The 19,953-nt window shown below is 72.8% G+C and carries 13 protein-coding genes; 9 read left to right on the top strand and 4 right to left on the bottom strand.

Annotated elements, in window-relative coordinates; translation table 11 throughout:
• Window positions 1-41: 41 nt before the first annotated feature.
• Both VF825_RS00250 and VF825_RS00245 read right to left on the bottom strand, forming a co-directional pair.
• Window positions 42-2,294 (bottom strand): glycoside hydrolase family 3 C-terminal domain-containing protein, encoded by a 2,253-nt coding sequence (locus VF825_RS00250; protein WP_331108886.1) that lies wholly within the window; start codon window positions 2,292-2,294, stop codon window positions 42-44.
• Window positions 2,295-2,307: 13 nt separating this feature from the next.
• Entirely contained in the window at window positions 2,308-3,312 is a 1,005-nt protein-coding gene (locus VF825_RS00245) for an alpha/beta hydrolase (protein WP_331108884.1), read from the bottom strand.
• A gap of 51 nt (window positions 3,313-3,363) precedes the next feature.
• Between VF825_RS00245 and dop the strand changes: the two genes are divergently transcribed.
• From dop to lpdA, 6 genes are read left to right on the top strand one after another with little or no spacing between them, the layout of a single operon-like run.
• On the top strand, window positions 3,364-4,893 hold the full coding sequence (gene dop, locus VF825_RS00240; RefSeq protein WP_331108882.1) for a depupylase/deamidase Dop: 1,530 nt from the start codon (window positions 3,364-3,366) through the stop codon (window positions 4,891-4,893).
• A gap of 55 nt (window positions 4,894-4,948) precedes the next feature.
• Window positions 4,949-5,152 (top strand): ubiquitin-like protein Pup, encoded by a 204-nt coding sequence (locus tag VF825_RS00235; protein ID WP_141788216.1) that lies wholly within the window; start codon window positions 4,949-4,951, stop codon window positions 5,150-5,152.
• The gene (prcB, locus tag VF825_RS00230; protein ID WP_331108877.1) at window positions 5,149-5,982 is read left to right on the top strand and encodes a proteasome subunit beta; all 834 of its coding nucleotides are present in this window, start codon (window positions 5,149-5,151) and stop codon (window positions 5,980-5,982) included. The genes VF825_RS00235 and prcB overlap by 4 nt, the downstream gene beginning before the upstream one ends.
• Window positions 5,979-6,719: a proteasome subunit alpha gene (prcA, locus tag VF825_RS00225; protein WP_331108875.1), complete on the top strand. Its 741-nt coding sequence runs from the start codon at window positions 5,979-5,981 to the stop codon at window positions 6,717-6,719. The genes prcB and prcA overlap by 4 nt, the downstream gene beginning before the upstream one ends.
• Entirely contained in the window at window positions 6,716-7,564 is an 849-nt protein-coding gene (locus tag VF825_RS00220) for an SDR family oxidoreductase (RefSeq protein ID WP_331108873.1), read from the top strand. Before prcA ends, VF825_RS00220 begins: the two co-directional genes overlap by 4 nt.
• Window positions 7,565-7,574: 10 nt before the next feature.
• Entirely contained in the window at window positions 7,575-8,969 is a 1,395-nt protein-coding gene (gene lpdA, locus VF825_RS00215; protein ID WP_331108871.1) for a dihydrolipoyl dehydrogenase, read from the top strand.
• 78 nt (window positions 8,970-9,047) lie between these two features.
• On the opposite strand, the gene VF825_RS00210 is transcribed toward lpdA, so the two are convergent.
• The gene (locus VF825_RS00210) at window positions 9,048-11,522 is read right to left on the bottom strand and encodes a SpoIIE family protein phosphatase (protein ID WP_331108869.1); all 2,475 of its coding nucleotides are present in this window, start codon (window positions 11,520-11,522) and stop codon (window positions 9,048-9,050) included.
• Window positions 11,523-11,612: 90 nt separating this feature from the next.
• Between VF825_RS00210 and VF825_RS00205 the strand changes: the two genes are divergently transcribed.
• Both VF825_RS00205 and VF825_RS00200 read left to right on the top strand, forming a co-directional pair.
• Window positions 11,613-17,384, top strand: a complete 5,772-nt coding sequence (locus tag VF825_RS00205) for a HAMP domain-containing protein (protein WP_331108867.1) — start codon at window positions 11,613-11,615, stop codon at window positions 17,382-17,384.
• A complete protein-coding gene (locus tag VF825_RS00200; RefSeq protein WP_331108865.1) occupies window positions 17,372-18,034 on the top strand; it encodes a response regulator in 663 nt (220 codons plus the stop codon). The genes VF825_RS00205 and VF825_RS00200 overlap by 13 nt, the downstream gene beginning before the upstream one ends.
• A 55-nt stretch (window positions 18,035-18,089) precedes the next feature.
• Here the strand turns inward: VF825_RS00200 and VF825_RS00195 are convergent, their stop codons facing one another.
• Window positions 18,090-19,088, bottom strand: coding sequence for an NAD-dependent epimerase/dehydratase family protein (locus VF825_RS00195; RefSeq protein ID WP_331108862.1), 999 nt, complete (start codon window positions 19,086-19,088; stop codon window positions 18,090-18,092).
• Between the two features lie 76 nt (window positions 19,089-19,164).
• Between VF825_RS00195 and VF825_RS00190 the strand changes: the two genes are divergently transcribed.
• The coding region (locus VF825_RS00190; RefSeq protein WP_331108860.1) for a proteasome accessory factor PafA2 family protein at window positions 19,165-19,953 on the top strand (789 nt) is incomplete at its 3' end.

Genomic DNA, 19,953 nt, shown 5'->3' with positions numbered 1-19,953 from the left:
TCACCCGCCGGGAGGGACGTTCCTCGGGTTTCGGGCGCCCCTCAACCCCGAGGAACGTCCCTTTCGGCGCGTACGGCGTCGACCAGCGCGTCCACGGCGGCCCGGGGCACCCCCAGCCCGAACGCGGAGAGCTTGCCCAGCGGCATCGCCCCGAGGATGGCCCGCTCGTGGGGGTCGACCCCATCCAGGTCACGGCCGCCGCCCTGCGCGAGCGCCTGACGCAGAGCCGGCCCGCCCACCGGGTGGGCGAGCCACTCGTCCAGGGTCGAGGAGGCGTCCACCTCCGGCAGCACGCCGTCGCCCTCCAGGTCCAGCACCTCCACCAGGTGGATGTCGGCGCAGGAGGTGCCCACCCGCACCTCCACCTCGCCTGCCTCGACGACCCAGCGGCGCCGGCCGGGCGACCAGAAGCGGAACGCGTCCGGCTCCAGCGGGACCACCACCGTGTCACTGGCCCCGGGCTCGAGGTGGACCTTGGCGAAGCCCTTCAGCTCGTGCTCGGGCCGGTCCACCGAGGCCACGCGGTCGTGGACGTAGACCTGCACCACCTCGCTGCCGGCGACCGGCCCGGTGTTGGTGACCGTCGCCGACACCTCCGCGGCGTTGGGGCCGGTCCGGCGCACCACCAGGTCGGCCAGGGCGAAGGTCGAGTAGGACAGCCCGAAGCCGAACGGGTGCGCCACCGGGGCGCCGAGGGTCTGGTGGTAGCGGTAGCCGACGTAGATCCCCTCGCCGTAGCGCACGTGCTGCTCCCCGCCGGGGAAGAACAGCCAGGACGGGGTGTCCTCCAGCCGCAGCGGGACCGTCTCCGTGAGCCGCCCGGACGGGTTGGCCCGGCCGAACAGCAGGTCGGCCATGGCGCTGCCCCCGGCCTGGCCGCCCAGCCATCCGTCGAGCACCGCCGCCGCCTGGTCCTCCCACCCGGCCACCGAGACCAGCCCGCCGTGGGCCAGCACCACCACGACCCGCTCGTTCACGGCGCGAACAGCCCGCAGCAGGGCCAGCTGCTCCGGCGGCAGGGCGATGTCGGGGCGGTCGAACCCCTCGGACTCCGCCGACGGGGGCAGCCCGAGGAACAGCAGCACCGTGCCCGCCTCCCGGGCGGCCGCGACCGCCTCGTCCGCGAGCGCGGGGTCCACGGGTCCGTCGAGCGTGTAGCCGGGGGCGAAGCGCACCCGCTCCTCGCCGGCGAGCGCCCGGATCGCCTCCAGTGCGGCGTCCAGCCGGGTGGGCACGACCTGGGAGCTGCCGGCGCCCTGGTAGCGCGGCGTGCGGGCCAGCTCCCCGATGACGGCGAGCACCTCGGTCCCGTCGGCGGCGAGGGGGAGGATGCCGTCCTCGTTGCGCAGCAGCACCGCCCCGGCCGCGGCGACCTCCCGGGCCAGCGCATGGTGGGCGTCGAGGTCCGGTCCCGGTCGCTCCTCGGGCAGGGACTGCTCGCGGGCCACGAGGGTGAGCACCCGGCGTACCGCCTCGTCGAGCACCTCCTCGGGCAGCTCCCCCGAGCGGACCGCGTCGACGACCTCCTGGTCGGTGCCCGAGGGCGGCATCTCCAGGTCCAGCCCGGCGGCGAGCGCAGCCACCCGGTTGCTGACCGCGCCCCAGTCGGAGACGACCATCCCCGCGAAGCCCCACTCCTGCCGCAGCACCTCGGTCAGCAGCCAGTGGTGCTCGCTGGCGTGGGTGCCGTTGACCTTGTTGTAGGCGCACATGACGGTCGTGGGCTGCTCCTGCCGCACGACGTGCTCGAAGGCCGGCAGGTAGACCTCCCGCAGGGTGCGCTCGTCGACGTCGGCGCTGACCCGCAGCCGGTCGGTCTCCTGGTTGTTGGCCGCGTAGTGCTTCAGGGACGTGCCCACGCCGCGGGACTGGACCCCCGCCACCCAGGCGGCGCCCATCCGGCCGGACAGGAACGGGTCCTCGGAGACGTACTCGAAGTTGCGCCCGCACAGCGGCGAGCGCTTGATGTTGACCCCGGGGCCGAGGACCACGGCGACGTCGGCGGCGAGCGCCTCGGCGCCGATGGCCTCCCCGACCCGCCGGGCCAGGCCCACGTCCCAGGTGCAGCCGAGGGTGACCGCCGGCGGGAAGCAGGTCGCCGGGTCGCTGCCGCCCAGGGCCATCGCGTCACCGCTGCCGGACTGCTTGCGCAGCCCGTTGGGCCCGTCGGTGACCATGACGTCCGGCACCCCCGCGTCGGGGACCGCCTGGGTGTGCCAGAAGTCGCCGCCGGAGGTCAGGGACGCCTTCTGCTCCAGGGTCAGCCGGCCCAGGATGGTCTCCACGGCGTCCATGGGGTACGCCCTCTCAGTCGCGGTCGGTGACCCGATCCTGCACCGGTGCCGGTGTGGGGGCCAGATGCCGGCGCAGCTCGGCCACCAGCTCCTCGCGGGCCGACCGGCCCACCGTGGTCGCGCCGGGGAAGCTGGCGAACCCGTGCGGTGCCCCCGGGTAGTTGGTCAGCCGGGCCGGCACCCCGGCGGCGCGCAGCGCCTCGGCGTAGGCCGCGCCCTCGTCCCGCAGCGGGTCCAGGTCGGCGGTCTGCACCAGGGCCGGCGGCAGCCCGGACAGGTCGCGTCCCCACAACGGCGACACCAGCGGGTGGTCGGGGGCCAGGCCGTCCTCGCCGAGGTAGTGGGCGCGGAAGACGGTCATCTTCTCCCGCGTGAGCACCGCGGCGTGGGCGTGCTCGGCCACCGAGGGCTGGCTCATCGTGGCGTCGGTGGCTGGGTAGACCAGCGCCTGGTGGGCGATGGCCGGGCCGCCCTCGTCGCGCACCACCTGGCAGACCACCGCCGCCAGGTTGCCGCCGGCGCTGTCGCCGCTGACCGCCAGCCGGGAGGGGTCGGCGCCCAGCTGGACGCCGGCCGTGGCCACCCACCGGGTCGCGTCGACGCAGTCGTGGACCGCCTGGGGAGCCCGGTGCTCGGGCGCCTTGCGGTAGTCGACGCTGACCACGACCGCACCCACGGCCTCGGCCAGGTGGCTGCACAGCGGGTCGTACATCCGAGGGCTGCCGAGGACCCACCCGCCGCCGTGGAACCACAGCAGCACCGGCGCGGTGGGGCCCGCCCCCTCGGGGCGGTAGACGCGCAGCGGCACCGGGTGGCCGTCGCGGGCGGTGACGGTGCCCTCCTCGATGGCGACGGCGCGCGATACCGGCCCGGTGACCCAGGTGAACGGCGGGACCGGCGGCGCGACAGCGGCCCGGCTGCGGCGGATCGCGGCCAGGTCCATGTCGAGGATGGACTCCCGGCCGAACCGGTCCAGCAGCGAGGTGAAGACCTTGGTGCGCAGCGGCATCCTCGACATGGCCGCCACTATGCCCGATGCCCGGCGGCCCGGCTCGCTTAGGCTGGCGGCATGAGCGTCCGTCGCGTCATGGGCATCGAGACCGAGTACGGCATCTCGGTGCCCGGTGACCCCACCGCCAACCCGATGCTGCTCTCGGGCTACGTCGTCAACGCCTACGCCAGCGCCGGCAGCAGCGGGACGCGGGCCACCAAGGCCAGCTGGGACTACGAGGACGAGGCCCCGCTGCGCGACGCGCGCGGCTTCGAGATGAACCGCCAGCTGGCCGACGCCAGCCAGCTCACCGACGAGGACGACCCCACCCTCGCCAACGTGGTCCTCACCAACGGGGCACGCCTGTACGTCGACCACGCCCACCCGGAGTACTCCTCCCCGGAGGTGACCAGCCCCCGCGACGCGATCCGCTGGGACCGGGCGGGGGAGCGGATCATGCTCGAGGCGGTGCGCCGGCTGGCGCCGGTGCGGGGCAGCGGCGGGGTCAACCTCTACAAGAACAACACCGACGGCAAGGGCGCCTCCTACGGCACGCACGAGAACTACCTCATGCGCCGGGAGACCCCGTTCGCCGAGATCGTGCGCCACCTGGTCCCGTTCTTCGTGGCGCGGCAGGTCATGTGCGGGGCCGGCCGGGTGGGCATCGGCCAGGACTCCTCGACCACGGGGTTCCAGATCAGCCAGCGCGCCGACTTCTTCGAGGTCGAGGTGGGGCTGGAGACCACGCTCAAGCGGCCGATCATCAACACCCGCGACGAGCCGCACGCCGTCGCCGACCTCTACCGGCGGCTGCACGTGATCATCGGGGACGCCAACCTGTGCGACGTCGCCAACCTGCTCAAGATGGGCACCACCAGCCTGGTCCTCGCGATGATCGAGGACCGCGCCATGACGGTGGACCTGGTCGTCAACAAGCCGGTCTCCACCCTGCACGCCGTCTCCCACGACCCCTCCCTGAAGACGCTGGTCGAGCTCCGGGACGGGCGCAACGTCACGGCCGTGGAGCTGCTGTGGCTCTACCACGAGCAGGTCGCGCGCTGGCTGGAGTCGCGCTACGCCGGAGAGCTCGACACCGACACCGCCGAGGTGATGCAGCGCTGGGAGTCGGTGCTGAGCCGGCTGGAGCGCGACCCGATGGAGTGCTCCCGCGAGGTGGACTGGGTGGCCAAGCTCGCGCTGATGCAGGGCTACCGCGACCGCGACGGGCTGGAGTGGTCCGACCACCGGCTGCGCGCGATCGACATCCAGTGGTCGGACGTCCGCCCCGAGAAGGGGCTGTTCCACCGGCTGCGGCAGCGCGGCCGGATCGAGACGCTGGTGCCCGACGACGCCATCGGGCAGGCGGTGTCCAACCCGCCGGAGGACACCCGCGCCTACTTCCGCGGCCGGTGCCTGGAGAAGTACGCCGACCAGATCGCCGCCGCGTCGTGGGACTCGCTGATCTTCGACCTGCCCGGCCACACCTCGCTGCAGCGCGTGCCGATGCTCGAGCCGCTGCGCGGCACCCGGGCCGCGGTGGGTGCGCTGATCGACCGCAGCGAGGATGCGACGGCGCTGTTGCGGGAGTTGGCAGCCGCGTCCGGATAGGTGTGACTAGGCTGGCGATCGACCGGCAGGACCAGCGGTAGCGCAAGGAGGATCCATGCCCAGCCAGGAGCAGAGTCGGCCTCAGCGGCGCGACGACGAGCCCGAGGTCCCGGAGCCCACTCCCACGGCGCCGGAGGCCAGCGCCCGCAAGGACGCCCTGGACGACGACATCGACAGCGTGCTCGACGAGATCGACGACGTGCTGGAGTCCAACGCGGAGGAGTTCGTGCGCGGCTTCGTCCAGAAGGGCGGCCAGTGAGCGTCCCCGGCCAGCAGGACGCGGGCCGGTTGCCCGCAGCCTTCACCGCCACGGGGTCAAGCTCGTTCACCGAGTTCATCGGCGCCCACGCCCCCCACCTGCTGCCCTCGAGACGCCCGCTGCCCCCCGGCGGTGCGCTCGAGGCGCCGCACGGCACGACGATCGTCGCGCTCACCTATGACGGCGGCGTGGTGATGGCCGGCGACCGGCGGGCGACCATGGGCAATCTCATCGCCAACCGCGACATGGAGAAGGTCTTCGGCGCCGACGACTACTCCGCGGTCGGCATCGCCGGCACCGCCGGCATCGCGATCGAGCTGGTCAAGCTGTTCCAGGTCGAGCTCGAGCACTACGAGAAGATCGAGGGCGCCCTGCTCTCCCTGGAGGGCAAGGCCAACCGCCTGGCGACGATGATCCGCTCCAACCTGGGCCTGGCCATGCAGGGCCTGGCCGTGGTGCCGCTGTTCGCCGGCTTCGACCTCGACACGACCACCGGGCGGATCTTCTCCTACGACGTCACCGGCGGCTGCTACGAGGAGCACGACCACCACTCGGTCGGCTCCGGCTCGCTGTTCGCCCGCGGTGCCCTGAAGAAGCTCTGGCGTCCCGGGCTGGCCTCCGCCGACGCCGTCGGCGTCGCCGTGGAGGCCCTCTACGACGCCGCCGACGACGACTCGGCCACCGGCGGCCCCGACCTGGGCCGGCGGATCTGGCCCACCGTGGCCGTCATCGACACCGACGGCCTGCGCTTCCTGGATGACGACGCGCTGGCGGGCGTGGTCGAGCAGATCGTCGCCGGCCGCCGCGGCAACCCCGGAGGCGCCCGATGACCATGCCGTTCTACGTCTCACCCGAGCAGCTGATGAAGGACCGGGCCGACTACGCGCGCAAGGGCATCGCGCGTGGCCGCTCGGTCGTGGTCCTCGGCTACGACGGCGGCATCGCGTTCGTCGCGGAGAACCCCTCCCGGGCGCTGCACAAGGTCTCCGAGATCTACGACCGCATCGCGTTCGCCGCCGTCGGCAAGTACAACGAGTTCGAGAACCTCCGGGTGGCCGGCGTGCGCTACGCCGACCTGCGCGGCTACTCCTACGACCGGGGCGACGTCACCGCCCGCGGCCTGGCCAACGCCTACGCCCAGACGTTGGGCACCGTGTTCACCCAGGAGTCCAAGCCCTACGAGGTCGAGATCGTCGTGGCCGAGGTCGGCACCGACGCCGACAGCGACCAGATCTACCGCCTGACCTACGACGGGTCCGTGGCCGACGAGCACGGGTTCGTGGCCATGGGCGGCCAGGCCGAGCCGATCGCCGCCGGCCTGCAGGACCGCTGGCGGCCCGGCATGACCCTGTCGGCGGCGCTGCGCCTCGCCGTCGAGCTGCTCGCCCAGGACCCCTCCGGCGGCGCCCCGCGCACGCTCGGGGCCAGCCAGCTCGAGGTCGCCGTGATCGACCGCAACCGGCCCCGGCGCACGTTCCGCCGGGTCACCGGCCCGCTGCTGGAGGCGCTGCTGTCCAGCGAGGACCCGACCACCGGGGTGCCGGCCGAGGACGGACCGCAGGGATGACCATCGCGGTCTCGGGCGTGACCGGGGCGCTCGGCGCCCTGGTCGCCCGGGGCCTGCGGCTCGAGGGGGTCAACCCCCGCCTGGTCGTCCGCGACCCGGGCCGCCTCGCGCACTGGACCGGCGCGGACGTCGCGCAGGCGGCATACCAGGACACCGAGGCGATGGCCCGGGCCCTGGACGGGGTGGACACCTTCTTCCTCGTCTCCGGGCACGAGGACCCCGACCGGGTCCCGCTGCACCTCAGCGCCGTCGAGGCGGCGCGCCGGGCCGGCGTCCGGCGGATCGTCTACACCTCGTTCATGGGCGCCGCGCCGCAGGCGACCTTCCCCTACGCGCGCGAGCACAGCCTCACCGAGCAGGCGGTGCGCGAGGCCGGGATCGCCCTGACCGCCATGCGCGACAGCCTGTACGCCGACATGGCGCCCTGGTTCGTCCGCACGGACGGGGTGATCCGCGCACCGGCGGGTGAGGGCCGGGTGGCGTGGGTCTCCCGCCGCGACGTGGCCCGCCTGGCGGTCGCGCTGCTCACCGGCGAGGGGCACGAGGACCAGGTCTACGACGTCTCCGGGCCCCACTCGATCGACCTGCACGAGACCGCCCGGCTGCTGGCAGCGGTGACCGGCCGGCCGATCAGCTACCACCCCGAGACGCTGGAGGAGGCCCGGACCTCACGGGCCGGCCACCCGGACTGGCTGGTCGACGGCTGGATCGGGTCCTACCTCGCCCTGGCCACGGGGGAGGGGGCGGTCACCAGCCACACGATCCAGCACGTCACAGGGGTGCGGCCGCTGTCTTTCGAGGAGTTCCTGGATGCCGAGCCCGACGCCTGGGCCCATCTGGTCTAGCGTTCGGTCCATGGCTGCTCATTTCGACCTCGTTGTCCTCGGTGCCGGACCCGGTGGGTACGTCGCCGCCATCCGCGCCTCCCAGCTCGGCCTCTCCGTGGCCGTCGTGGAGGAGAAGTACTGGGGCGGCGTCTGCCTCAACGTGGGGTGCATCCCCAGCAAGGCGCTCCTGCGCAACGCCGAGATCGCGCACATCATCACCCAGGAGAGGGACGTCTTCGGCATCTCCGGTGAGGCCACGATGGACTTCGGCATCACCCACAAGCGCAGCCGCAGCGTCGCCGAGGCCAGCGCCAAGGGCGTGCACTACCTGATGAAGAAGAACAAGATCACCGAGGTCGACGGCTGGGGGACGCTCACCGGCACCACCTCGATGGACGTCAAGAGCTCCGACGGCCAGGTCCAGCAGCTGACGTTCGACAAGCTCATCATCGCCACCGGCGCGACCACCCGACTCATCCCGGGCACCTCGCTCAGCGACCGGGTCGTGACCTACGAGGAGCAGATCCTCACCGACCAGCTGCCGGGGTCGATCATCATCGCCGGCTCCGGCGCGATCGGCGTCGAGTTCGCCTACGTCATGAAGAACTTCGGCGTCGACGTCACCATCGTCGAGTTCCTCGACCGCATGGTCCCGACCGAGGACGCCGACGTGTCCAAGGAGCTGCTCAAGCAGTACAAGAAGCTCGGCGTGAAGGTGCTGCTGTCCACCAAGGTCGAGGCCATCGACGACTCCGGCGACAAGGTCAGGGTGACGGTCAGCAAGGACGGCAAGCAGGAGGTCCTCGAGGCCGACAAGGTCCTCCAGGCCATCGGTTTCGCGCCGCGGGTCGACGGTTACGGCCTCGACCGGACCGGCGTCGAGCTCACCGACCGGGGTGCGATCGCGGTCGACGCGCGCGGCCGCACGAACGTCGACGGCGTCTACGCGATCGGTGACGTCACGGGCAAGCTCATGCTGGCGCACACCGCCGAGGCGATGGGCGTCGTCGCCGCCGAGACCATTGCCGGCGCGGAGACCCTGGAGATCAACTTCGACATGATCCCGCGCGCGACGTTCTGCCAGCCGCAGATCGCCTCGTTCGGCTACTCCGAGGCCCAGGCCAGGGAGAAGGGCTACGACGTCAAGACCGCGCAGTTCCCGTTCTCGGCCAACGGCAAGGCCCGGGGCATGGCCGAGGGCGTCGGGTTCGTCAAGATCGTCGCCGACGCCACCCACAACGAGATCATCGGTGCGCACCTGATCGGCCCCGAGGTGACCGAGCTGCTGCCGGCGCTGACGCTCGCCCAGCAGTGGGACCTCACCGCCGACGAGGTGGCCCGCAACATCTTCGCCCACCCGACCCTGTCCGAGGCGGTCAAGGAGGCCGTCGAGGGCATCGCCGGGCACATGATCAACCTCTGAGCCCGACCCGCCCGGCCCGGGTGGTGGCGTCCCGCGCCACCGCCCGGGCCGTGTCGCGTCCCGGCCCGCCCGGGCGCCTCAGGCGAGCGCCTGCGCCAGCACCGGACCCACCTGCACCCGGATGGCCAGGATCGCCATGTCATCGCGCTGGGGGGCCGTGCTGTAGTCCACGGCGAGCCGGCGCACCTGCTCGGCAACGGCCTGGGCCGGCATCCCCGCCGTGGCGGCCAGCTCCCGGGCCACGCCGTCGGCACCGAGCATGACGTCACCGTCGCGGCGCTCGGTCACCCCGTCGGTGAGGGCCACGAGCAGGTCCTCGCGCTGGAGCACGTGCTCCTCGGCGGTGTAGGCCACGGCGTCGACCACCCCGAGCAGGGGCTGGGGGTTGCCGACCTCACGCACCCGGCCCTCACGACCCACCAGGAACACCGGCGGGTGCCCGGCGTTGACCAGCGTCAGGCGCATCCGACCGCCCTCGACGTGCAGGGTGCCGCAGACCAGGGTGAGGAACCGCGAGCGCTCACCCTCTTCGAGGATCGCGGTGTTGAGCCGCTCCAGCGTGGCCGGCAGCGGGAAGCCGGCACGCACCAGCGCCTGGACCGTGTGCCGGGCCAGGCCGGTGACCGCCGCCGCCTCGGCACCCGTGCCACACACGTCCCCCACGACGAAGCACCAGCGCCCGTTGCCGGCGGGGAACAGGTCGTAGAAGTCCCCGCCGGCGAGGGTGTCCTCCCCGGCCGCCTCGTAGACCACGCCCACGTCCAGCCCCGGCGGCGAGGGCGTCGTCGGCGGCAGCAGGCTCTCCTGCAGCGCCCGTCCGACCGCCTGGAGGTTGCCGTGGGCGCGCGCGTTGTCGATCGCCAGCGCGGCGCGGCGCGCGATCGACTCGGCCACGAGGTAGAACTCGCTGCGCCGCAGCTCCTCGGGCGCGCGGCCCAGGGTCAGGTAGCCGAACCGCCGCCGGCGGGCCACGAGCGGGATCGTCGTGACCGGCTGGCCCTGCACCTGCGCCCACAGCACCACCTCGTCGGCGCGAGCGGTGGCGGCGGTCGCCGCCTTCGGCCGGGCGAGCGCCTTGCGCAGCTCGTCGACGCGGGCCTCGTCCTGGTGCCAGACCTGCTGCAGGACGGGTACGCCGCGCTGGTCCAGCAGGTGGATCGCGCACCAGGGGGCGATCCGCGGGACGACGATCTGACCGGTGATCGCCATCGTCATGTCCTGGTCCAGGGAGGCCGCGAGCAGGTCGCCGGCGTCGGCGATGAAGGTCAACCACTCCCGCCGTGCCCGTTCGGAGGCCTGCAGCCGGGCCCGGTCCGCCGCCACGGCGATCGAGTCGGCGAACCGCTGCAGCAGCACGGCCTGGTCGTCGGTGAACCCGTCGACCCGCGCCGAGGCCGCCCCCAGCGCGCCCACGACCCGCCCCTCGACCAGCAGGGGGACGACGGCCAGTGAGCGCAGCTCGGTGCCGGCGAGCAACGGCACGGGGTGCTCCGCGGTGTCGGTGACCACCACCGGCCGCTCCGGGGACTGGGCCGACGGCGCCCCCGGGCTGCCCGGGGCCAGCCGGGTCCCGAGGAGCGTCTCGGGCAGCCCGCTGACGGCCGCGACCTCCATGTCCTCGTCCACGTCGTGGAGGAGCAGCAGCCAGGTCGCGTCGGCCAGGACGGGGTCGCGCACGTGCTCGACCGCCAGGGCCAGGAGCTCCTGGCTGCCGAGCCGGACCAGGGCGTCGGGGCGCATGCCGGGGAGCACCGGCGACGGCGGCATGGCCGGGCGCGCCGTGGGGCCCACTGCCGGCGTGACCAGCTCGCGCTGGCGCGAGGGCACGAGCAGCACGACCTGGCCGCCGGCGCTGCGGCGTACCGACGTCGCGAACACCTCGGCGGTGCTGCCGTCCCGGCAGGCCAGCTGGCAGGTGCCGTGCCAGCGGGCGGCGAAGGTGGGGTCGGCCACGTCGGCAGGCAGGCCCTGACCGGGCTCGGGGTCGAGCAGGTCGGCCACCGACCGTCCGAGGACCTCCTCCGGTGCCCACCCGGACATCGCGGCGGCGTCCTCGTTCCAGTGGGTGACCTGCCCGTCCGGCGCGGTCTCGACGACCCCGACCCGGGCGGTCCCGGCCGGGTCGGCCGAGGCGGGGTGCGGCAGGTTCCCGTCGCCGCCGACCGGCAGCGGGCAGGTCGCCCACACCCGTTTGGTGGTGGGGGAGTACTCGACGCCCCAGGCCGAGGACAGCGATGCCGTGATCAGCAGCCCCCGGCCGTGCTCGGAGCGGTCCAGCGGTCGCTCGGGGACCATCGGCACCGCGCGGCCGGGATGGTGGTCCTCGACCTCGACCCGCAGGTCGCCTCCCCGCAGCTGCAGGGCCAGCCTGGCGGGGGTGCCGGTGTGGACGACGGCGTTGGTCACCAGCTCACTGACGACCAGGGAGACGCTGTCCAGGGCCTCGGTCGCCCCCCACTGCTGGAGCTGCTCGCGCGCGAAACGGCGCGCTTCACCCACGGAGCTGGCCTCCGCGGCGAACGTGCGGTGCACGCGCAGGGGAGCAAAGGGCATGGCGACTCGAAACAAGACGTTGGCTCGGGCACCTCATGGTGCCAGACTCACGGGGTCAGCAGTACGGCCGTGGCCGAGGAGGTCATCCACATGCCCGGCACCACCAGCACGATGGGGGCAGAGGTCACGGGGCCGGAGGAGCAGGCCGGCGACGGCGGCGACCTTGACGGCGCCCAGCTGAGTCGGCTCCTGTCCGCACTCGAGGCCATGCGGGACGGCAACTTCCGGCGCCGCCTGCCGGTCTCCGGTGAAGGAGTGCCGGCCGAGCTGGCGATCGTCTACAACGAGATCGCCGACCGCCAGCAGCACCTCCTGTCCGAGCTGACCCGGGTGCAGCGCGTCGTCGGGCGGGAGGGCCGCCACAGCGAGCGCCTCCACCAGGGCCTGGGTGAGGGCGGCTGGGCGCGCTGCGTCGAGGCGGCCAACTCCATCGTCACCGACCTGGTCCGGCCGACCGGCGAGTTCGCGCGCGTCGTGGCCGCGGTGTCCGAGGGTGACCTGACCCAGCGGATGGACCTCAAGCTCGACGGGCGGCGGTTGCGGGGTGAGCCCCTGCGGGTGGCCCGCAGCGTCAACGGCCTGGTCGACCAGCTCTCCTCGATCGCCGACGAGATCACGCGGGTCACCCGCGAGGTCGGCACCGAGGGCAAGCTCGGCGGCCAGGCGAAGGTCCGCTCGGCCGACGGCAGCTGGCGCGACCTCATCGACGCGGTCAACACCATGTCCTCCCGGCTGACCGACCAGGTCCGCGACATCGCCCTGGTCACCACGGCCGTGGCCGACGGCGACCTCACCCGCTCCGTCACCGTCGAGGTGGCCGGCGAGATGGCCCAGCTCAAGGCCACCGTCGACCGGATGGTGGCGCAGCTGTCCTCGTTCGCCTCCGAGGTCACCCGCGTGGCCCGCGAGGTCGGCACCGAGGGACGCCTGGGCGGTCAGGCCGACGTGCGCGGGGTCTCCGGGACCTGGAAGGACCTCACCGACTCGGTGAACATCATGGCCTCCAACCTGACCAGCCAGGTGCGGGGCATCTCCTCGGTGGCCCAGGCCGTGGCCCGCGGCGACCTCAGCCAGCAGATCACCGTCACCGCGCGCGGCGAGGTCGCCGAGCTGGCCGACACGCTCAACTCGATGACGGCGACGCTGCAGACGTTCGCCGACGAGGTCACCCGCGTGGCCCGCGAGGTCGGCACCGAGGGCATCCTCGGCGGCCAGGCCGACGTCCCCGGCGTCGCGGGGCGCTGGAAGGACCTCACCGAGTCGGTCAACTACATGGCCGACAACCTCACGGCCCAGGTCCGCGACATCGCCCAGGTGACCACGGCTGTCGCCCGCGGCGACCTCAGCCAGAAGATCACCGTCGACGTCAAGGGTGAGCTGGCCCAGCTCAAGACCACGGTCAACGTCATGGTCGACCAGCTGTCCTCCTTCGCCGACCAGGTGACCCGCGTGGCCCGCGAGGTCGGCAGTGAGGGCATCCTCGGGGGCCAGGCCGACGTGCCCGGCGTGGCCGGCACGTGGAAGGACCTCACCGACTCGGTGAACTCCATGGCCTCCAACCTGACCAACCAGGTGCGCAACATCGCCCAGGTGACCACCGCCGTGGCCCGCGGCGACCTCAGCCAGAAGATCACCGTCGACGTGCGCGGCGAGCTCGCCGAGCTGAAGAACACCGTCAACACGATGGTCGACCAGCTGTCCTCCTTCGCCGACGAGGTCACCCGCGTGGCGCGCGAGGTCGGCGGCGAGGGCCGGCTCGGGGGCCAGGCCGCCGTCCCGGGGGTCTCGGGCACCTGGCGTGACCTGACCGACTCGGTGAACTTCATGGCCGGCACGCTCACCGCCCAGGTGCGCAACATCGCCGAGGTCACCACGGCCGTGGCCCGCGGTGACCTGACCCGCACCATCACGGTGGAGGCGCGCGGGGAGATCCTCGAGCTGAAGAACACGGTCAACACCATGGTCGACCAGCTGTCCTCCTTCGCCGACGAGGTCACCCGCGTGGCCCGCGAGGTCGGCACCGAGGGGCGCCTGGGCGGCCAGGCCGACGTGCACGACGTCTCCGGCACCTGGAAGGACCTGACCGAGAACGTCAACATGATGGCGGCCAACCTGACCAGCCAGGTGCGCAACATCGCCGAGGTGACGACCGCTGTGGCCAGCGGCGACCTGACCCGCAAGATCACCGTCGACGCCCGCGGGGAGATCCTCGAGCTCAAGAGCACGGTCAACACGATGGTCGACCAGCTGTCCTCCTTCGCCGACGAGGTCACGCGCGTGGCCCGCGAGGTCGGCACCGAGGGCATGCTCGGTGGCCAGGCCCGGGTGCCCGGCGTGGCCGGCACGTGGCGCGACCTGACCGTCTCGGTGAACTCGATGGCCTCTAACCTGACCAACCAGGTGCGCAACATCGCGGCCGTCTCCACCGCGGTCGCGCGCGGCGACCTCAGCCAGAAGATCTCGATCGAGGCCCGCGGCGAGGTCGCGGCCCTGGCCAGCACGATCAACGCGATGGTCGACACCCTGCGCGCGTTCGCCGACGAGGTCACCCGCGTGGCCCGCGAGGTCGGCACCGAGGGCATCCTCGGCGGCCAGGCCCACGTGCGTGGCGTGGCGGGCACGTGGAAGGACCTCACCGACTCGGTGAACTCCATGGCCGGCAACCTCACCAGCCAGGTCCGCAGCATCGCGCTGGTCACCACCGCGGTCGCCCACGGCGACCTGACCCAGAAGACCTACGTCGATGCCCGCGGGGAGATCCTCGAGCTCAAGACGACCGTCAACCGGATGGTGGACCAGCTGTCCTCCTTCGCCGACGAGGTCACCCGCGTGGCCCGCGAGGTCGGCACCGAGGGCAAGCTCGGCGGCCAGGCCGAGGTCGCCGACGTCTCGGGCACGTGGCGCAAGCTCACCGAGAACGTCAACCAGCTCGCCGGGACGCTGACCACCCAGCTGCGGGCCATCGCCGAGGTCTCGACCGCCGTGACCCAGGGCGACCTGAGCCAGCAGATCACCGTCGAGGCCCAGGGGGAGGTGGCCGAGCTCAAGGACAACCTCAACCAGATGATCGACAACCTGCGCGAGACCACCCGGGCCAACCAGGAGCAGGACTGGCTCAAGACCAACCTGGCCCGCTTCACCGGGCACATGCAGGGCGGGCGCGACCTGCTCGACGTCACCCAGCTCATCGTCACCGAGCTCACCCCGCTGGTGGGCGCGCGCCAGGGCTCCTTCTTCCTCACCGAGAGCGGCCCCGACGGCTCCGAGCGGCTGCGCCGGATCGCCTCCTACGGCTACCGCCGGCGCAAGGACGTCCCCGACACGTTCGGCTTCGGCGAGGGCCTGGTCGGGCAGTCCGCGCTGGAACGGGCACCGATCCTCGTCACGGACGTGCCCCCGGCATACCTGCACATCGGCTCGGGCCTGGGCCAGGCCTCCCCGCTGACCATCATCATCCTGCCGGTGGTCTTCGAGGAGCGGGTGCTCGGCGTCGTCGAGCTGGCCTCGTTCCACCCGTTCAGCGTGGTGCACCGGCAGTTCCTGGAGCAGCTGATGGAGATCATCGGCGTCTCCCTCAACGCCATCATCGCCAGCTCGCGCACCAAGGCCCTGCTGGTGGAGTCCCAGCGCCTCGCCGCCGAGCTGCAGAGCAAGTCCGGAGAGCTGCAGACCCAGCAGCGCGAGCTGCAGCAGTCCAACGCCGAGCTGGAGGAGAAGGCCAGCCTGCTGGCCAAGCAGAACCGCGCCATCGAGATCAAGAACCTCGAGATCGAGGAGGCCCGGCGGGCCCTGGAGGACCGGGCCGAGCAGCTGTCGCTGTCCTCCCGCTACAAGTCCGAGTTCCTGGCGAACATGTCGCACGAGCTGCGCACCCCGCTGAACTCGCTGCTCATCCTGGCCAAGCTGCTGGCCGACAACCCGGACGGCAACCTCAACCACCGGCAGGTGGAGTTCGCCCAGACCATCCACAGCGCCGGGACCGACCTGCTCCAGCTGATCAACGACATCCTGGACCTGTCCAAGGTCGAGGCCGGCAAGATGGACGTCCACCCCGCCGACGTCGCCGTGTCGGGGATCGTGGAGTACGTCGAGGCCACCTTCCGGCCGCTGACCGCCGAGAAGGACCTGCGCTTCTCGGTCTGGGTGTCCGAGGACGTGCCGCGCGCCCTGGTGTCCGACCAGCACCGGCTGCAGCAGGTGCTGCGCAACCTGCTCTCCAACGCGGTGAAGTTCACCAGCGCCGGCGAGGTCACCCTCTCCATCCGCAGCAGCGGCGCCGAGGAGCACTTCTCCACCCCGCAGCTGACCGTCGCCGACCAGGTCCTGGCCTTCGAGGTCACCGACACCGGCATCGGCATCCCGGTGGAGCAGCTGCGCACCATCTTCGAGGCGTTCCAGCAGGCCGACGGCACGATCAGCCGCAAGTTCGGCGGCACCGGCCTCGGCCTGTCGATCAGCCGCGAGATCGCCCGGCTGATCGGCGGCGAGATCCACGTGGAGTCCCAGCCGGGCCGGGGCAGCAAGTTCACGCTCTACCTGCCGACCCGCCTGGACGCGGGGACCAAGCCGGTCCTGGCGACACCCGACGAGGTCGGGACCCGGCCCTTGCCGTCGTCCCCGTCCCCGGCGGTGGTCGCCGCGGACCTGCCGCCCGAGCCGGTCGAGGACGACGCGGCCGACATCGCTCCCGGTGACCGGGTCCTGCTCGTGGCACTGCCCGACGCCGAGCTGTGCCGGTCGGCGATGGCCGTCGGCCGGGCCCACGGCTTCAAGGTGCTGGCCACGGTCCACGCCGACCGCGCGGTGCTGGCCGCCCGCGAGCGCCGGCCGGACGGGATGGTCGTGGGCATGGACATGGTCACCCACGACGGGACCTCCCTGGTGCACTGGCTCAAGCGCCTGGACGACACCCGGCAGGTGCCCGTGGTGGCCACGCACCCTGCCGGCGCTGCGGAGACGGTCCACGCCGGCTGGGTGGCCGGGGCCTTGGACGTGGTCGAGGTGCCGTTCATCCGGGCCCAGCTCGACGCGGCGCTGGAGCGGCTGGAGCTGTTCGTCGAACGCTCCAAGCGGTCCCTGCTGGTTGTCACCGCCGACGCCGGGTCGGACGCCGCCGCCGTGGCGGAGCGCTTCGAGCTGGTCGACGAGGTGGAGGTCGAGGTGGTCGGGACGCCGGAGGAGGCGGTGGCCGCGTTCAGCGAGCGCGCCTACGACTGCGTCCTGGTCGACTTCGGCCTGCCCGACGCCGGCGGCCTGGAGGTGCTCAAGCGGGTGCGGGCCCGCCGCACGATGCGGCACACCCCCCTCGTGGTCAGCGGCAGCACCGGCCTGGCCGGCCCCGACGAGGCCCGGCTGGGGCAGTACGTCGAGGCGCTGACCGTGACGCGTCCGCCCACGCTGGCCGCGCTCCTGGAGCAGACCGCGGTGTTCCTGCACCGCTCCGACGTGGCCCCGGCCGCCGGGACGGACGTCGCGGCGGAGCAGCAGGCCGTGGCCGGGCGGCGGATCCTCATCGTCGACGACGACGTCCGCAACGTCTTCGCCCTGGCCAGCGCCCTGGAGCAGCACGGCATCGACGTGCTCTACGCCGAGAACGGCGAGGAGGGCCTGCAGACGCTGCGCCGCGAGCCCGACATCGACCTGGTGCTGATGGACGTGATGATGCCCGGCATGGACGGCTACACCGCCATGCGGGAGATCCGGATGATGCCCACGTTCCGCGACCTCCCGGTGATCGCGCTGACCGCCAAGGCGATGCCCGGCGACCGGGACAACAGCCTCACCGCCGGTGCGTCGGACTACGTGACCAAGCCGGTCGACGTCGAGCAGCTGCTCTCGGTGATCCGGTCGTGGCTGTCGTGAGCGAGCGGGCCCGGATCCTGCTGGTCGACGACCGGCCGGAGAACCTGCTGGCGCTGGAGGCGATCCTGGCCTCCCTGGACCAGGAGCTGGTGCGGGCCGGGTCCGGGGAGGAGGCGCTGCGCGCGCTGCTGCGCGACGACTTCGCGCTCATCCTGCTCGACGCCCAGATGCCCGGGATGGACGGCTACGAGACCGCCGCCCGGATCAAGCGCCGGCAGCGGACCCGGGACATCCCGATCATCTTCCTCACCGCGGTGGACAAGGACACCAACAGCTCCTACCGGGGCTACGCCGCCGGCGGCGCGGACTACCTCGCCAAGCCGTTCGACCCGTGGATCCTGCGCGCCAAGGTGCAGGTGTTCGTGGACCTGTGGGTGGCCGGGCGGCGCCTGGCCACCCAGGCCGACATGCTGCGCGGCCAGATGGGCGAGCGGGAGGGCAGCCCCGACGTGCTCGGCACGTTGCGCACCCGGGTCGCCGCGGTCGAGGACGCCGTCTGGCAGCTCTCGGCCCAGCTGCGTGCCGCCGGGGTGGAGGCGACCCCCGCCGTGGCGCGGGTGGAGCGCGAGCTCGACGCCCTGCAAGGGGCCCTGTCCGCCCTGGGGGAGCGCACCGCCGCCGTCGGGGCCACCGGCCCCGAGCAGCCCTGAGCCCACGCGGACCGGGGTCACGCGACGGTATGCCGGGTGGTCGCCCCCCGCGGCGCTACGCGCGAGCCGTCGCGATGAGGTCGCGCTCGTCGTCGGGGGAGAGGCCGGCCTGGCGCGGCCGGCCGGGGCCGACCCGCAGCTCCCAGGCCAGGGTGTCGCGCAGGGTGTCCTCCAGCGGGCGCAGCCGCAGCCCCGACTCCCGGGCCGCGGCGTTGCTGCGGTGCCCGAAGGCCTCCCAGCCCTCGCTGTGCAGCCACAGCGGCAGTGAGCGCTCACCGGCCCACTCCTCGACGCCGTGCTCGACCAGCCACTCCGGGGACACGGTCACCAGCGGGCCGTCGTGGCCGGCGACCCGGCGGGCCGTCGCCAGGTGCTCCCCGAGCGGGGTCACGTCGCCGACCACGTTGAACACCCCGGCCCGCTCCAGCTCCACCGACTCCACCAGCCACCGGGCCAGGTCACGCACGTCGATGACCTGCGTGCCCAGGTCCGGGGCGTCCGGCACCAGGACCGCCGCGTCCTCGGTCGCGGGGTGCGCGAAGCGCAACGGCCAGTAGCCGGTGCGGTCGGTGTGGTCGCCGGGACCACCGATCAGGCCCGACCGGGCGATCACCGCCCGGTCCGCGCCCACGCCGGCCAGCACCGCCTGCTCGCAGGCCACCTTGGCCGGGCCGTAGGTCTCCCGGTCGGCGACGTCCCCCTCGAGCGCCGGCAGCAGCGCGGCACCCTCGTCGGCACCCGCGGTGCCGTGCGCGGCATACACGCTGCCGGAGGAGACGTAGACCCACGTGCCGGTGCGGTCCGCGAGCGCCGCGACGGCGCCGCGCACGAAGCCTGGCTGCCAGGACACGTCCACGACCCCGTCCCAGTCCTGGTCGGCGACCAGACCATATGCCGCGGCACTGGACCGGTCGGCCGCGACCATGTGCACCCCCGGAGGCGCCTGACCGGACGCCCCGCGAGCCAGGCAGGTCACGTCGTGCCCCCGTTCCAGCGCCGCCTGTGCGACCTCACCGCCGAGCCAGGCGGTCCCTCCCAGGACAAGAATCCGCATGCCGATCACCCAACACGCCGGTCCGCGGATTGTCATCGCACGTTCGCTGCGGGCTGATCGCGCCTAGAGTGAGTTCATGGAGCGCCGAATCTTCGGGATCGAGAACGAGTACGGCGTCACGTGCACGTTCGACGGCCAGCGGCGGCTCACCCCGGACGAGGTGGCCCGCTACCTGTTCCGCAAGGTCGTGTCGTGGGGCCGGTCCAGCAACGTCTTCCTGTCCAACGGCTCGCGGCTGTACCTCGATGTGGGCAGCCACCCGGAGTACGCCACCCCCGAGTGCGACGACGTGCGCCAGCTGGTCACCCACGACAAGGCGGGGGAGCGGATCGTCGAGGGCCTGGTCGCCGACGCCCAGCAGCGCATCACCGACGAGGGCATCGCCGGCGAGATCTACGTCTTCAAGAACAACACCGACTCGGCCGGCAACTCCTACGGCTGCCACGAGAACTACCTCGTGGGCCGGCACGGGGAGTTCCAGAAGCTCTCGGACGTGCTCATCCCGTTCCTCGTGAGCCGGCAGATCACCTGCGGCGCCGGCAAGGTCACGACGACCTCGCGCGGCGCGACGTACTGCGTCAGCCAGCGCGCCGACCACATCTGGGAGGGCGTCTCCAGCGCCACGACCCGCTCGCGGCCGATCATCAACACCCGTGACGAGCCGCACGCGGACGCCGAGCGGTTCCGCCGGCTGCACGTCATCGTGGGCGACTCGAACATGAGCGAGACCACGATGCTGCTCAAGGTCGGCGCGACCGACCTGGTGCTGCGGATGGTCGAGGCCGGCACGGTGATGCGGGACCTGACGCTGGAGAACCCGATCCGGGCGATCAGGGACGTCAGCCACGACATGACCGGGCGGCGC

The sequence above is a fragment of the Oryzihumus sp. genome (assembly GCF_036391795.1).
Taxonomy (GTDB): Bacteria; Actinomycetota; Actinomycetes; order Actinomycetales; family Dermatophilaceae; genus Oryzihumus.
The sequence above is the reverse complement of the archived record's forward strand: the minus strand, read 5'-3'. Positions and strand labels throughout refer to the sequence as shown.